General features: G+C 48.7%; 15 protein-coding genes and 1 riboswitch. Of the genes, 4 read left to right on the top strand and 11 right to left on the bottom strand.

Annotated elements, in window-relative coordinates; translation table 11 throughout:
• Positions 1-226 precede the first annotated feature (226 nt).
• A riboswitch (TPP riboswitch) is annotated at positions 227-340 on the bottom strand.
• A gap of 147 nt (positions 341-487) precedes the next feature.
• Positions 488-1,231 (bottom strand): IclR family transcriptional regulator, encoded by a 744-nt coding sequence (locus MKX40_RS03315; protein ID WP_076216717.1) that lies wholly within the window; start codon positions 1,229-1,231, stop codon positions 488-490.
• A gap of 358 nt (positions 1,232-1,589) precedes the next feature.
• Between MKX40_RS03315 and MKX40_RS03310 the strand changes: the two genes are divergently transcribed.
• Positions 1,590-2,615: an alpha/beta fold hydrolase gene (locus MKX40_RS03310; protein WP_339239420.1), complete on the top strand. Its 1,026-nt coding sequence runs from the start codon at positions 1,590-1,592 to the stop codon at positions 2,613-2,615.
• Between the two features lie 160 nt (positions 2,616-2,775).
• Entirely contained in the window at positions 2,776-4,056 is a 1,281-nt protein-coding gene (locus tag MKX40_RS03305) for a Fe-Mn family superoxide dismutase (protein ID WP_339239418.1), read from the top strand.
• A gap of 152 nt (positions 4,057-4,208) precedes the next feature.
• On the opposite strand, the gene MKX40_RS03300 is transcribed toward MKX40_RS03305, so the two are convergent.
• The 8 genes from MKX40_RS03300 to MKX40_RS03265 all read right to left on the bottom strand — a co-directional run bounded on the left by MKX40_RS03300 (position 4,209) and on the right by MKX40_RS03265 (position 11,139).
• Positions 4,209-4,433 carry a hypothetical protein gene (locus MKX40_RS03300; protein ID WP_091039003.1) on the bottom strand — a complete coding sequence of 75 codons (225 nt, stop codon included), beginning with the start codon at positions 4,431-4,433 and terminating at the stop codon, positions 4,209-4,211.
• A 71-nt stretch (positions 4,434-4,504) separates the two neighbouring features.
• Positions 4,505-5,359, bottom strand: a complete 855-nt coding sequence (locus MKX40_RS03295; RefSeq protein WP_339239416.1) for a lipoate--protein ligase family protein — start codon at positions 5,357-5,359, stop codon at positions 4,505-4,507.
• A 193-nt stretch (positions 5,360-5,552) separates the two neighbouring features.
• Positions 5,553-6,146 (bottom strand): GTP cyclohydrolase I FolE, encoded by a 594-nt coding sequence (gene folE / locus MKX40_RS03290; protein WP_339239415.1) that lies wholly within the window; start codon positions 6,144-6,146, stop codon positions 5,553-5,555.
• 113 nt (positions 6,147-6,259) lie between these two features.
• A complete protein-coding gene (locus MKX40_RS03285) occupies positions 6,260-6,523 on the bottom strand; it encodes a YneF family protein (protein WP_017690778.1) in 264 nt (87 codons plus the stop codon).
• Positions 6,524-6,688: 165 nt separating this feature from the next.
• The gene (locus tag MKX40_RS03280; protein WP_339239414.1) at positions 6,689-7,720 is read right to left on the bottom strand and encodes an HD domain-containing phosphohydrolase; all 1,032 of its coding nucleotides are present in this window, start codon (positions 7,718-7,720) and stop codon (positions 6,689-6,691) included.
• 15 nt (positions 7,721-7,735) lie between these two features.
• Entirely contained in the window at positions 7,736-9,613 is a 1,878-nt protein-coding gene (gene queG / locus MKX40_RS03275; protein ID WP_339239413.1) for a tRNA epoxyqueuosine(34) reductase QueG, read from the bottom strand.
• Positions 9,614-9,785: 172 nt separating this feature from the next.
• Complete coding sequence (gene lepB, locus MKX40_RS03270) at positions 9,786-10,391, bottom strand: signal peptidase I (RefSeq protein ID WP_339239412.1); 606 nt, start codon at positions 10,389-10,391, stop codon at positions 9,786-9,788.
• A 322-nt stretch (positions 10,392-10,713) separates the two neighbouring features.
• Positions 10,714-11,139, bottom strand: a complete 426-nt coding sequence (locus tag MKX40_RS03265) for a GNAT family N-acetyltransferase (RefSeq protein ID WP_278297013.1) — start codon at positions 11,137-11,139, stop codon at positions 10,714-10,716.
• Between the two features lie 419 nt (positions 11,140-11,558).
• Between MKX40_RS03265 and MKX40_RS03260 the strand changes: the two genes are divergently transcribed.
• Entirely contained in the window at positions 11,559-12,170 is a 612-nt protein-coding gene (locus MKX40_RS03260; RefSeq protein WP_150364015.1) for a superoxide dismutase, read from the top strand.
• A 268-nt stretch (positions 12,171-12,438) separates the two neighbouring features.
• On the opposite strand, the gene mutY is transcribed toward MKX40_RS03260, so the two are convergent.
• Together mutY and acpS are read right to left on the bottom strand one after the other, a co-directional pair.
• On the bottom strand, positions 12,439-13,809 hold the full coding sequence (gene mutY, locus MKX40_RS03255) for an A/G-specific adenine glycosylase (protein WP_339239411.1): 1,371 nt from the start codon (positions 13,807-13,809) through the stop codon (positions 12,439-12,441).
• Positions 13,810-13,838: 29 nt separating this feature from the next.
• The gene (acpS, locus tag MKX40_RS03250) at positions 13,839-14,237 is read right to left on the bottom strand and encodes a holo-ACP synthase (protein WP_339239409.1); all 399 of its coding nucleotides are present in this window, start codon (positions 14,235-14,237) and stop codon (positions 13,839-13,841) included.
• 249 nt (positions 14,238-14,486) lie between these two features.
• Between acpS and MKX40_RS03245 the strand changes: the two genes are divergently transcribed.
• Positions 14,487-15,302, top strand: a complete 816-nt coding sequence (locus MKX40_RS03245) for an alpha/beta fold hydrolase (RefSeq protein WP_339239408.1) — start codon at positions 14,487-14,489, stop codon at positions 15,300-15,302.
• The last annotated feature ends 64 nt before the right edge of the window (positions 15,303-15,366 follow it).

Below are 15,366 nucleotides of genomic sequence, written 5' to 3'. Positions count from 1 at the left end.
ACGGAGGTTACCACAGATCATGGATCTATAATGATTGCTCTCTCCAAGCCCACTTTTGCAGGTTATTGAAAAAAAAGTCCATGGAATGTGTGTTATCTCGCCCGTCCACTGTATATAAAAAAAGCCGGCCCCCGAAGGAACCGACTTTAATGTCCATCACCAATAATGCTCCTGGTTGCAGCTCCATAACGGAGTCCTGCAAGAGTCACACATGTGGTGGTTGTGGTCATATCGCCGATTACTTCCCTACGCTGGTATGATCCAGATCAGGTGCAAAGGGTCCGGAATCTCATGCGATTCCGTCTCAGTCCGGACAATTCGGACTCCCCCAGTAACGTTAAAAGTTGCGGCATTCATAAGCCGCTGTTCATATTCAATGAAGCTGACCCCGATGGGCCGTCCATTACAGAGTAGCGCAACCGGAACATAAAAACAACCTTTATATTCCAGAACACCAACCCAATTGGAGAAAAACCTTACATCAATATCAGGATAACATGAGCCCCATCTGCGTAGCAGCTTCCTTTAGCACAGGTGCGTATTCGTGCAAAGTCTCCTGCGAAAGTCGGCTGACAGGCCCTGAGACCGAGAGAGCAGCTGCAATATTGCCTCGGCGATCCATAATCGGTACAGATACCGCTGCAGCTCCCGGCTCACGCTCCTCATAACTCGTCGCATATCCGTTATCCCGGATATCTCCCATTTGCGCCAAATACACCGCAGGGTCAATAAACACCGGCCACTCCGGCCCGTTCATCAGCTCCTCACGATCCTCGTCCGTGGCAAACGCCATCAAGACTTTGCTGGAAGCGCCCACAGACAGCGGGAGTCTAACACCAACGGGAGCGACTCGGCGAATCGCCTGATCACTTTGCACCGCCTGAATCCGAATCCGTTCACTGCCATCACGCAGGTACAGACTCACGGTCTCCCCCAATCGATCTCTCAGTCGCTCCATCGCAGGCAGCAGCAGAATAGCGGGATCATCACTACGGGACATATGAGCCGACAGCTCCCAGATTCGGATGCCAAGTCGATACTTCTCTGTTGCTGCATCGCGGATTACGAATCCTCGATCCTCCAGTGTAGCCATCAAGCGGTGCACTGTACTTTTGTGCAGGCCGATCTGGCTTGCAATCTCGGTGAGTCCCAGATCACTGCGTGTGGTAAAACATAATAATATATCCAGCGCCCGTTCCACAGCCCGGACGGTTAACTTGCGATCTTCCATGGCATAATGCCCTCCTCATGTTTCATCACATGAAACTTGGTTACATAAATTATATGAGAAACGGTCTCATCTGTAAACCAAAAAGAGCCAAAATTGAAATAGGCCAACGTGTAAAATTTTCCTTTTTATAAGACTTAATCCCCTGTAATTTACACACTAAGGTAATTTTACCCATATATCTTAAGAACTATATAACAATTGCGTAACAAATGCCCTCAAGCAATTGACTTTGACTATATTGGAACATACGATAAAGATATATTACATTAAGATATCGCTCTGAAGCAGGCTCTGAATAGACGCAATTCTCTTTTCATTTCGTTGTTATCTTCAACTGAACTTCAAAGGAGGGGCATTCATGTATCCAACATCCCAGAGCGAAGCCCCGCTGCATACAAAGGTGTCCGATCTGCCCTCTTCCCTATCACCGAGGCTGATTCGGTTCAAACATATTATCGTAGCGCTGCTGCTCTCCGTTGTATTTTTTCTACTGTTTTGTTTTATTGCACTGCATGGTTACATTGCATGGGTATTATCCAACCCGACTGTAGCGCCTGTCTTCTCCAATCCGATGCAGGCCAAGAATATGAAGTACGAAGATATCACTTTCCCGGCAGCAGATGGCAGCCGGACGATGCAAGGATGGTATATCCCTGCTGACAATGCCGCAAGCAAAACGATTATTTTCAGTCACGGCTATGGTGCCAATCGTGAAGAAACATGGGTACCCATGTATGACCTGGCACACTATGCCCATCAACTTGGGTTCAACGTCGTCATGTTCGATTATGGCTTCGCCTCCCAGGTGAACAAAGCTGTAGCCACAGGTGGCAAGGCTGAGTCCCAGCAATTGCTGGGTGCCATCCAGTTCGCCAAGCAGCGCGGTGCGCAGGAACTGGTAGTCTGGGGTTTCTCCATGGGTGCCGGTACGGCGCTTCAAACCGGACTGATTACACAGGAAGTGGATGCGATGATTCTGGACAGTACGTTCCTGCTTGAGCCGGATACGCTGTACCACAACATTCATAACCAGATCGATCTCCCGCGTCAGCCTACACTGGAGATCATGAAGCTGTTGTTCCCTGTTCTGAATGGCACCGGATTGCAACAGATTCCATACCAGGAAGTGAAAAAGGAAGATTATCCGTTCCCGATTTTCTTCATTCATGGTACGGAAGATGAGAAGGCGCCTTACCCAATTGCAGAACAGCTCGCCGCCAATCAGACCAATCCGTACTCGGATGTATGGATTGTCCAGGATGCGCACCATGAGTTGATCTTCCGGGAGCATCCAAAGGAATATCTTCGCCGTGTCTCGACTTTCCTGAGTCATGTAACAAAAACAAGCAGTGACGATGTGCAGAACACGAATAGTGGAGAATAATCAAACTTCAATCATCGGATTTTCCGTTGATTTTTGAGCCCCTCAGGGGGCTCTTTTTTTTGCACTCATAGGACAACAGCCCGACGGAATATACTCTTGGGACGCATGAAGCAACGGTCTACATATGCGATGAAATTCAACTGAAGGAGGCCCACCATATATGAACTGGGATGGATATGGTCACCTGCTGCCTCTGCGGACCTTGGAAGAAATCCGTTTCTGGAAAGAGCAGGAGAAAGAACATACACTCGTCATTCGTGCACTGGTGCCCGATCTGGAGCCCCCATACGTCAAGCTGCTGGAGGAATGGGAGGCTACCTTTGCGAACAGTGAGCGAGTAGCGAATCAGCTGCTAAAACAACTATTGCCCGCAACCCATCCGCCTGCTCCCTACATCGTTCGTTGTATCGATCAACTTGTGTCGGCTGCTCGGCAGCAATCGAGAGAGTTCATCAAACAGCTGTATGTTCTTCTGGAGCAAAGTGCTGCGGTGCAAGCTGTTCCGCTTGCCAAAGTACTTATTTTGCATTTGATCCGCGAATCAGAGTATTTTCTGGGCGTATTGGATACGCTTGGCCAACCTGGCATCTTGCGAGAAACAAATTTGGAGCCGTCACTTTTTCTGGAAAATGCACTGCATACGTCAGGCTCAGCAACCACCCATCGCCAAGCTTCAGAAGCTCCAATTTCTCAAGAGGGGAATGTAAACGCACCTGCTACTTCAGCGCAGATTCAATCCACAACCGTTCAATCACCTTCTACCGAAACAACACAAGCCACGCCCAGCACTACTGCACCTCCCGTAAAAGAAAAGCCGGTTCCCATTGGAGGGCACACACTGCCCCCTCTTCCCTATGCGTACAATGCGCTGGAGCCACATATTGATGAGCTAACGATGCGTATCCATCACGATAAACACCATCAATCTTATGTGGACGGACTAAATGTAGCAGAGAAGAAGCTGGCGGAATCGCGAAAAAAGAATAACTTTGAACTCATCAAGCATTGGGAACGTGAACTCGCCTTCAACGGGGCAGGCCACTACCTGCATACGATCTTCTGGACAATTATGAATCCTGCTGGCGGCGGTAAACCTTCCGGCATGCTCGCAGAGCAGATCAAGCGGGATTTCGGAAGTTATGAAGCGTTCAAGAATCAATTCACTGAAGCTGCGAACAAAGTGGAAGGCAGTGGCTGGGCGATGCTTGTCTGGAGCCCGAGAGCACATCGTCTGGAGATTTTGCAGGCGGAAAAACACCAGAACCTGTCCCAGTCCGATATCGTTCCACTCCTGCCGCTGGATGTGTGGGAACATGCCTATTATCTGAAACACCAGAATGAACGCAAAAAGTATATCGAGGATTGGTGGAATGTCGTCTACTGGCCGGCTGTTGCTGAGCGTTACGAAACAGCACGCAAGTTGTTGTGGCCGCCTTATTAAGCTTGAGCTTAGTTAGATGGAATGAAAAGAGATATCTCCAGCCGAATGACTGCAAGATATCTCTTTTTGGTGTAGACAAAAAAGCAAGCCTCTTGTAATAGAGACTTGCTTATATTTTGAGAGACTTTCTATTTCAAAATGCTTATGCTCACTTAAGAAGCACAGCCCTCGCACGCTACATAGTTGTCGCCAACCTGTTTGCTAATAGCGATCAGGTCGCCCAGCTTGATATCTGCCTCATCGGTAAACTCCAGATCGGCGATACGAGCAACGATCAGTGCAGCAGCCTCTTCCTTGCTTGTTGCCATTTGGCTGAACTCAGACTTTTCGCCTGTAGATACAACCTCATATAAGTACGTATATCTCAACGTCTCCATCCTAACACTCTCCTTCCGAAATCACATCATATCATCTCTATTACCCAATTCCAAGTCCGATTATCAAGAACTCAGTCATAGCGCAGCTTCATCTGCTCAGCTGTCAGACGCACTTCTTCATAGCCAACGCTAAGCACTTTGCTAGCTTCCGCCTGTGGATAGCGATCACGCAGAGTTCGTACCAATGAGGCGGTATAGGCTGCGGCAGAAGGGACACCTGCCAACTCCTTCAGACTGGCCATCGTGCCCGGCTGAACATCAGGATATCCTTCACTGGCTCCGCCTGATGCATGTTGATAGAATTGACGCACGTCTGCTGCCAGTTGATCTCCCTCCCCCTCCACGATGATAAAAGCAGTAATAATATACGCCTTTGCCTGTCTGCGCTGGGCAATACCACAGAATTTCAGCCCACCTACACTGACATCATAATCCCCCGGGCAAAAAGCACCCTGGACCTCACCTGTTTGCGCCTGGTTTGACCATGGCGTTAGCGACTCGGCAATAATTGACGCCATCTCCCGAAAATCATCATGGATATTGATCGCATGTCCGGGATTAGGCAGAATCAATGATACGTTAACTACCCCTGGATTCAGAGGTACGGCCGCTCCACCGGAAGGTCGAACACAGACTGCTGTCCCTTGGCTTCTTATCCGTTCCATCGCTTCTACAGCCCGTGGCAACCTGCGGTCACGCAGACCGGCTACAAAGGCATCTGGATGTCGCCATATGTGTGCAACTGGCAGATGCCCTGCCCCAACCCGTCTGCACATGACTTCTTCCCATGCAAAAGCGTCGAGTACACTACTGCCTTGTCGCTTGAGTGGTGTCTCCCAGATTTGCAGGCGCAATGTAGCATGTTTATCTGCTTGTATTTTCTTTTCAGACTGTATCGGGTCTCTTGAATGGGAAGATGCACTCATCGTTCCATTACCTCCGGCTTAACGAATTCGTATGTATTCAGTATATATAGAAATGATAACGCCATATATAAATAAGCCGGTTCCCCTGGGAACACGGCTTATTATATCCTGTCCTGCGGCTTCAGAAGCTCCCGCTTCCAAAACCACAAGGACCTACTCATCCGGCTTGTCCATGAAGTGGACGTACCGAATTTTAATCTTTTACCAAAGACAAGAACTCTGCACGTTGTGCCGGATTCTCACGGAAAGAACCACGTACAGCAGATGTTACCGTCTTGCTTCCCGGTTTCTTCACGCCGCGGGAACACATGCACAAGTGCTCACCTTCCACCACGACCATCACGCCATGAGGCTCGACAGCTTCTGTCAGAATGTCAGCGATCTGTGAAGTAATACGTTCCTGAACTTGCAGGCGACGTGTTACTGCTTCAACCAAACGAGCCATTTTGCTCAAACCAACAATCTTGCCGCTGGGTACATACCCAATGTGCACTTTGCCGAAAAATGGCGCCATATGGTGCTCACACTGGCTGTAGTAGACGATATCCTTGACGATAACCAGTTCTTCATGATTCTCGTCAAACGTGACACCGAGCACATCGCGCGGATCTACTTCATATCCACCAAAAATTTCTTCATACATTCGGGTCACACGTGCAGGCGTTTCAAGCAGCCCTTCACGTGTACTATCTTCTCCGATCAATTTTAGGATCTGCTCTACATGATACTCGATCTTTTCCCGATTGTCGGATACTTTTGAATTCACATAATCTTTAACGCCAGCCACTGCCGAACGCCTCCTTTCGAACCACTACTGTAAGAGGTTGTTCAAAAAGTCCGCTTCAGGTACTGAAAACCCAACTTTTTTGAACACGCACTTTAAGCAGCCATTCCCTGCTATTATTTTCGGCGGCCCGAACTTTTACGCGCAGGATGCTGTTGCGGCTGAGGCATTTTCGCTCCTGGCTGCTGATTCTTCATCATCTGCTGGGCACGCTGCATTTGCTTGCCATTCAGGTTGTAGCCCATTTGCTTCGCCATTTTCTGAAGCATGTCCGGATTGCTTTGCATTTTCTCGAGTTGTTTACGCAAGTAGAACACCCCGATGAAAAATCCCCCGACCAGACCAACAATCAATGTGATAATCGGTATAACAATATCCATCTCTTAGACACCTCTGTATGCATTCTAAAAAGCCTGATAATCCGTGTCAATTCATGATGTTAAGCGCATATGTTGCAAACCTGACACAGACCGGATTTCCTGAAAGTATCATAGCATTTCCGCACGCCTTGAGCAAACGGATTTTCCAGTTGAACCGCACACAAGCTACGTCATGACGGCTTCAATGAAAACGGTTGTATGCTGAGCCAGATCAATTTCAACCACATCCAGAGAATAACGCGTACTTCCGCGCGCCACCCGGATTACAGGTCTGCCGGGCAATCCCCGATGTTGGCGCACAATGACGCCAGTCTCTTTGGTAGACAGTCGTACTGCAGTACCGTTGGGATACACGGATACACTCTTGTTGAACTCGATCAGAATGTCCCGATCCAGCTTTGTACCAGACAACGCCATCATCTCTTCACATGCCTCGTGTGGCAACAGACTGTCCTTCAATAACCCATTAATAAGATTATCATAGATATTAGCCACACTGACGATTCTCGCAAACAGATGGATGTCATTCCCTTTAATACCTCTTGGCATACCTGTACCATCAACATGCTCATGATGTTGCAGGGCTGTATGGGCGACCAACAGACTGAACTCCCGCTTGTTCTTAATCACTTCGAATCCCCGCCATGTATGGTGCAGCGAAGAATTTGCAACCGAGCCACTGCCAGGAGGTTCCCCCACTTTGCCAATATCATGCAATAATGCCCCCACAGCAAGGTCCTTCAGTTGATTATAATTGAGTCCCATATTCAGTCCGATGACCGAAGATAACAAACATACATTCATCGCATGAACATACTGTGCATTGTCTTTGGTACGAATATCGGTAAGCTGCACGAGCAGTTCACGTCCGTTCAGTACATCGTTTAGCAACTTCTCTATACTGAGGGCGACCTTTCTAGGACTCCAATCTTTGCCGGATCGAATGGATTCGAGTGTGACACTCATTTCGTTAATTATTGCCCGTTTCGTGGTTTCATCCAGAATGTCCTCTGTATCCACATCTTTGTACGCTTCATCCTGGATGTATAGCATGGTCACGCCAATACGCTTCAGCGTATTGACCATATATACGGTGAGCTGGACTCCGGCGGACAACAGTACCGTACCGTTACTGGAATATACCGTCTTGCCCAGAAGTTCCCCCGCTTCCACGCTCTCCACGTTTACATACTTCATGAACGTCCCCCGCTCTTACGATTGCTGCTCCAATGCGAGCAATTGCTCCTTGGTTTGCAGACCGCCTACATAACCCACCAGGGTTCCATCTTTACCGCTGATGCGGTGACAGGGAATAATAATCGGAATCGGATTTTTGCTAATGGCGTCCAGAACTGCACGAACAGCCTTGGGTCTGCCGATCTTTTCCGCAACCTGTTGGTGTGATGAGGCCTCTCCATAAGATATATCGGACAGAACCTGCCATACTTGTAGTTGGAATGGTGTTCCAAGCTGATCAAGCTGCAAGTCGAACGTTTTTCTCTCCCCTGCAAAATACTGCTGTACCTGCTGTGCAGCTTCGCTGAGCTTCTCTTCATTCTTCTCATATCGATACTCGCCAATCCAGGTACGGGCCCATTGTTGCAGATGAGCCTCACGTACGTGAAATGCGCCAAAATCAATGTGACACAGTCCTTCATCCGTCGCGCATAACGTAAGTGTACCAATCGGTGTCAGTACCTCATCGTAGTATACGGGCTTGCCATGAAGACCCGTAACTGCAGAAGGCCTCCACGCTGCGGCTTCTGGTTTGGCAGGCTGTGCAGGCTCCTCACTACCCGGTTCATTCCCCGCTTCCATTTTCAAATCCTGTTGTAACGCCTGTAATGCATTGCGCTCTTTCTGTTGCTCTGGCTGCTTCTCACTCACTTGTCCAGCCTCTGGCTGTTTGGGTAAGGTCTCGGACGAACTCAGTCGCTCCTCGGCCTTCTGCAGCATGCTTAGTACGTTCCCATCTTGTTCGTTAGCGGCAGCTTCCCCAATTGCTCTCATGGCGTCTTCTCCTCCAATTCTGCTTAACGCCCAGGCTGCGGTTCCCCGCAACTCGGGGCGCGGATCACGTTTTAGTACTTCTGTAAGTTTGGGTACAGCACTTTTGTCTTTGAAATTGCCCAGGGCAATAACGGCATTGCGTTGAATTGGCTTCTTGCCCCGCCAAGCGGCAGAACTCTGACCGAAACGTTCCTTGAATTCCCGATTACCGATATCCAGTAACGGCAGCAGGAGTGGCTTCACAATCTCCGGATCGGGGTGAAACTCGGGATGGTGATCCCAGTTCTTGCCCCGGTTCTTCGGACAGACAATCTGACATGTGTCACAACCGTACAGACGGTTGCCTATTTTCAGCATAAATTCTTCATCCACGAACCCTTTCGTCTGGGTTACAAAAGAAATACAACGCTGTGAATTCAACTGCCCCGGCCCAACCAATGCGCCTGTCGGACAAGCATCAATACATTTCGTACATTCACCACAGTCTTCGGTCACAGGAGTGTCCGGTTGAAAGGGAATATTCGTCACCAGTTCCCCGAGAAAAATCCATGAACCGAATTTGGGTGATATAATGGCACAGTTCTTGGCGCTAAAACCAATCCCCGCACGCTGGGACACCGCACGATCCACCAGTGCTCCTGTGTCTACCATGCTTTCGATCATGGCTTCAGGTACACGTTCACGTATAAAGTTTACCAACTTGTCCATCGCTGTACGCAGCACCTGATGATAGTCCTGACCCCAAGCTGAACGGGCAAAAATGCCGCGATACGCACCAGGCTCCGATTTCGGTGGATTCACCATCTTGGACTGATACGCTACTGCTATCGCGATAAGAGACGCCGGTTCGCCCTCCTTCAAGGAAGGGTGTACCCTTTTTTGAATATCCGGTTCTTCAAAACCTGATGCATACCCTTTATCCCGCGACTGCTCCAACAGCGACTTCAGGGAAACAAAGGGATCCGCCGAAGCAAATCCGATATCATCAATGCCCAGTCCGGGGCCAGCTGCCTTGATCTCCTGTTTTAACTTCTCCCATACGGAGGCTTCCTGTGCTGCCCCGGTCTGTACGCTCGTCATTTCTCTTCCCTCTCTTCTTCCAACACGTATTCCGTAAATAGTGAACGCCCGCCTCACGGTATGAGGACAGGCGTTAATTTCTATATATGCCTTGCTTACTTGCATTCAAAACGGATCGAGTCTATATGGTTTAACGCAAAATGCAGTCTGAAGTTGTTGTCCTGTCAGCATTTTACAATTTCTTCAATTCAGAAAACGGCCAGAAAATAAATTCAGCCTTGCCCACAATCTGGTCAGATGTAATACTGCCAAACACTCGGCTATCCTTACTTTTGCCTTCATGACGATTATCTCCCATCACGAAGAAATGATCCGGCTCCAGTGTGATTGGGCCAAAATCGGGATCTTGCACCTCGATATCGGTGTACGTTTCCGCTTGACGCTCGCCGTTCACATACAGATGGTGATCCCTGACTTCAATGGTATCTCCCGGAAGTCCTACGATCCGTTTTACCAGAAAATCCTTCTTCTCCACACCTTCACTTGGATCACGAAGTACAATCACATCGGATCGGGAAGGTGTATCCAGATGATATACAATTTTGTTGACGAAAAGACGATCCCGCTCAACCAATGTCGGCTGCATGGACTGTCCCTTGACCATCGAAAGATTAAACACAAACAGGTTAAGCAGCATCATGATGACAAAAGCAACAACAATCGTTTTGACCCAGTCCCACAGCTCGACCACCCAGGATTTCTCCGGTTGTTCAGGCTTTGGCGGTTGATTACGTTCCTCGGAAGCCATATGTTCCATTGAATGATGATTGGAATTCAAAGGGACACCTCATTTATTAATTAGTTGAATTAAGCTTGCACAATGATGATCATACTCCCCTTCAGTCTACTTCATTTGGAAGAGTGAAACAATTGGTTATGAGCACCAATACCTTGGATATCATGTGTATAGCCTGGTTAGGCGCAGTGGTCTAATTGAATGGGAGACACCGAAGCGTGTTCAGAGAATGAGAAAATCAGAGGAATATTACGTAAAGGTCCTTCATACAAATAGAAAGGCACATCTCTCACGTTCTTACACGTTAAAGAGATATGCCTAATATGAAATGAACATCTTTTTTATTTCTTTTTAAACATGCAAACTAAGCTTTAGACAAAATACTAAGATTCTGGAAAGCGCTCATAATCTGATTGGCACCGTAACCCATAGCTTCATATAGAGGCATGGCTACTTTGTTGTGCTCATCACCCGCCACCCATACCTGGCTGACTTTACGCTGCTGGAACCTTTGTTCCATAGCCTCGACAAGTGTTTTGCCGACTCCACGGCGACGATAGTCTGGATGTACCGCAATACGGTAGATGCAACCCTGGTTTTGATCAATCGTACCGATCAAAGCGCCGACGAGGTCTCCCTCTTCTTCCGCAACCATGATCAGGTCAGAATCCCATGACAATTGACGGGCAAACGGGCCCATCGTGTTCTCATAACACTCTTCCGATAGCGCAACCTGGAGAAGCTCCGTCATCTGGCTTGCATCACTCAACTGAAAGGAACGAACGTGCATGTCTTAAATCTCCCTTTTCGTTAGCTTAGATGAGGTTTTTTACAAAAAGGAGTTCCCTTTTACCAAAAACCCAATGTTCATATAATGACAAAAAACGAGAAAATACCGCTTCTTCGTCAATTAAACCATACTTTACTCCATAAAACACGCATTTTCTTTTGAAAGCGCTTAATTGTAACCGTTTACAATAAGATTATTCAAGTTTTTGCTTTTTTGTCTATTAAAATCACATAAATATATTCATAAAGGGTAAAATATGTTTGTTATCTCTGGCCCATGATTAAATCAACGCTTCGGGGGACTTAATAAACAAAAATGTTGCTTAATTAGCCCGAATGCGGTTTAATATTAGTGGCAAGGGTATTATTACATATGTACCTGATTTAAAAAAAACCTAAAATCTCAGGAGGTATTTCATTATGGCTTTTCAATTACCAGCACTTCCTTACGCTAACGACGCATTGGAACCACATATCGATGCACAAACGATGGAAATTCACCACGATCGCCATCACAATACTTATGTAACGAACTTGAACGCAGCTCTGGAAAGCGCTCCTGAACTGCAAGAAAAAAGCTTGGAAGATCTGATTGCTAACCTTGACAGCGTACCTGAAGGCATCCGCACAGCGGTTCGCAACAATGGTGGTGGACATGCTAACCACAGCTTGTTCTGGGAAATCATCGGACCTAACGGCGGCGGCGCTCCTACAGGCGATATCGCTGCAGCAATTGATAGCGAACTGGGTGGCTTTGATAAATTCAAAGAAGATTTCGCTAAAGCAGCTACAACTCGCTTCGGTTCCGGCTGGGCTTGGCTCGTAGTTGGCAAAGATGGCAAGTTGTCCATCACTAGCACACCTAACCAAGACAGCCCTCTCTTCGAAGGTCTGACTCCGGTTCTGGGTCTGGATGTATGGGAGCACGCTTACTACCTGAAATATCAAAACAAACGTCCTGATTACATCGGTGCTTTCTGGAATGTAATCAACTGGGATGAAGTGAACAAACGTTACGCTTCTGCAAAATAATACTGTTCGCATGCAACAGTTAACATTAAAGAGAGCCTGGTTCGGTCATCGTGACCGTGATCAGGCTCTCTTTTTGCTATCGCAATCGGTATTTATAGTTAATGGATATCTTTTCTAACGAACCAGAGACACGCTATTGCTCCATATTTCATCGTATCGTGAACCTAACGAATCTCAGCGTAACTATTCCCCAAAATAAGGGCGTTGATTCGCACTTTTAGGTTAATTTAGCTAAGATAACGTCACTCAGATTCGTTAGCTCCCCCATTTAATCATTCACTTGATCATACGCACCGGCAAAATAACTGCTGATCAGCTTCAGAAATATATTCGGAAATGCCATCTTGTCCATATCTTCCGGTCCGATCCAGCGGTAGGTCAAGCCATCGCCTTTCCCTGTCAGTGTCGGAGTGTTCAGCGCCAGGTCACTAACATCAGATGGGGACATTAACTTCTCTCCATCGTTAAGCGATGTTGAGATAATGTTCTGCGAATTAGGCATGCCTGGCTCCGATGAATGCGTTGTGGCTGACTCAGGTGACACAGCAGAAGATGAGGCTGTGCCCTCCTTCGTTGCCGCCTGTGCGTCGTAGGCGGCTCTGGCTTCCGCTGCAATCAGCGGAAGCTCACTGCTCTGGTCCTGCTCGGTACACTTGTACACCTGCAGGCTCCAGACAATGTGGCTGAACACATGCTCCGCATGGGTAGCCAGCCCTTCCGGGCGGGCAGCGAAGCCTTCCGCCCACAGACTGCCGGCCAGCAAGGCCATGGCCGGCTCATCCGCCAGCGGCGCCGCCTTCTTGCTGGCTGCGGCGGGCGCCGCGAGCACATGCGGCAGCTCCCACATCCGGGCCAGCAGGCCCGTGTCTGGGCGCTGGCGCACAAGCACTTGGCCGCGGTGATCGCCGCGGCCCTCCACAATCGCGACCAGCCGCTGCTCAGGGCGCGGCGGCTTCGCCTTGGTCTTGACCGGCAGCGTAAGCTCTCTTCCGGCGATGCGGCCGGAACATTGCTCCATGACCGGGCAAGTCAGGCAGTGCGGCGCTTTGGGCGTGCACACCAGCGCGCCAAGTTCCATCAGCGCCTGATTGAAATCACGCGCTCGCCCTTCCGGAATGAGCTCTCCTGCGAGCTCTTCCATCAACACCCGGGTGCTGCCCTTCATAATGTCCTCATCAATGAGGAAGTATCGGGACAGGACCCGCATAACATTGCCATCTACCGCAGGCTGCGGCTGGTTGAAGGCAATGCTGAGAATGGCTCCGGCAGTATACGGGCCAACCCCTTTTAATGCGAAGACAGCCTGCTTGTCCTGAGGCATCTCGCCTCCGTGCAGCTCCATGACTTGTCTCGCAGCCGCCTGAAGATTACGTGCACGGGAGTAATAGCCGAGTCCCTCCCAATTTTTCAGAACATCCTCCTCGGGTGCTTCCGCAAGTGCCTGCACGGTTGGAAAATTCCCGATAAAACGATTGAAATACGGAATGACCGTATCGACCCGTGTCTGCTGAAGCATAATCTCTGATACCCACGTAAAATACGGATTGTTGTGGCGACGCCACGGCAAATCCCGTCGGTTGATCATATACCAGTCCAGCAAATTCACGCTGAAATGTTGTTTCTGTTCCTGTAAACCCATATTTCCGTCCTCTCCTATTGCCAAGCTAGCTACTTTTCCATCTGTTCTACGATCGCAAAGGCCGCTGCCAATTCCGTCTGATGCGTAATGCTCAAATGTATGTCATATTGTTTGTCGTATGGCAGCTGCAGGCGTTCCCAGGCCTGACTGGACAGCGAGGCCACCGGACGTCCTGTCCCATCAGGCAGCACTTCGATGTCAGTAAAGCCCATAACGCCACCAATACCGCACCCAAATGCCTTGGACACCGCTTCTTTCGCTGCAAATCGACCGGATACAAACTCCGTCATCCGCTTCCCCCGATGGAACGCAATCTCCCGCTCTGCTGGCGTTAATATTCGTTTCAAAAAAGCTTCCGCATGGCGACCGGACAGCAGCTTCCGCATACGTCCAATCTCCAGCACATCATTGCCAATGCCATATATCATCAACGCTTCACCTGCTTAATCTTTTATACTGTAAGAGGTTGTTCAAAAGTCCCATCTTCTTGGTACTGAAAACCGCTCTTTTTGAACATGCATTGTATAAAATCTCCATTCCATCACATGATCCGTAACTCTCCGAACACGTATTCTATTGTAGCAGGAGGGGCGTCCAGAAGCGAGTACCTATCGGCATTACCATATATGCTAAAATATAAATCAGGAATCGTCTGAAATTCTGAGGAGGTCTGAATTATGCCCATCACTTTTGAATTGCCCACTGACGTAGATGCTATCATTCGCGGCGACTTTTTCCCTGCACAACACCCCGCTCAGGGCGTCATCATTCTGTCTCACGGATACAAAGGCTTCAAAGACTGGGGCATGTTCCCTTACGCAGCTTCACAGCTAAGCCAGACGCATCATGTATTGATCTTTAATTTCTCTCACAACGGTATCGGTGAATATCCGGAGCAATTCTCAGAACTGGAAAAGTTCGCAGTCAATACCTACAGCCGGGAGCTTGCCGATCTGGCCCTGGTACTGGAGCATGTAGCTACACAACCTGAATTCACCGGACTTACTGTGTACCTAGTTGGTCATAGTCGCGGTGCGGGCGTAAGCCTCGTCTATGCACTGGATCATCCCGAACAGGTGGCAGGTGTCATCTCCTGGAATGGCGTAACCAATCTGGATCTCTTCACAGCGGAGCAAAAAGAAGAAATGCGTACGCAGGGCCGCAGCCATGTCGTTAACGGACGTACAGGTCAGCAGATGCCACTGGACGTGTCTATACTGGAAGACCTGGACAAGCACAGCGAACGTTACGCTATTATTGACCGCTTATCTTCTTCACCTTTGCGAGTCGCACTCATTCAGGGAACGGAAGATCCGCAGCGTCTTCGGGAGGGTTCTGCTGCACTTGTTCAAGCCCGTCCTGATATCCCATGGCACCAGATTAATGAGGGAAACCATACCTTCAATACTGTTCATCCATTTAAAGAAACAACTCCGCAACTGGAACAAGTCATCACCCAGACCCTGCAACAGATCAAAGACTGGAGTAGCTAACTCTTCTTTAATATTGTAGTCACCTGGATTTTTGCAGTTTCTCGTTCCACATAAAAAAAGAGTC

This window comes from Paenibacillus sp. FSL R5-0517 (assembly GCF_037974355.1).
GTDB lineage: Bacteria > Bacillota > Bacilli > Paenibacillales > Paenibacillaceae > Paenibacillus.
The sequence above is the reverse complement of the archived record's forward strand: the minus strand, read 5'-3'. Positions and strand labels throughout refer to the sequence as shown.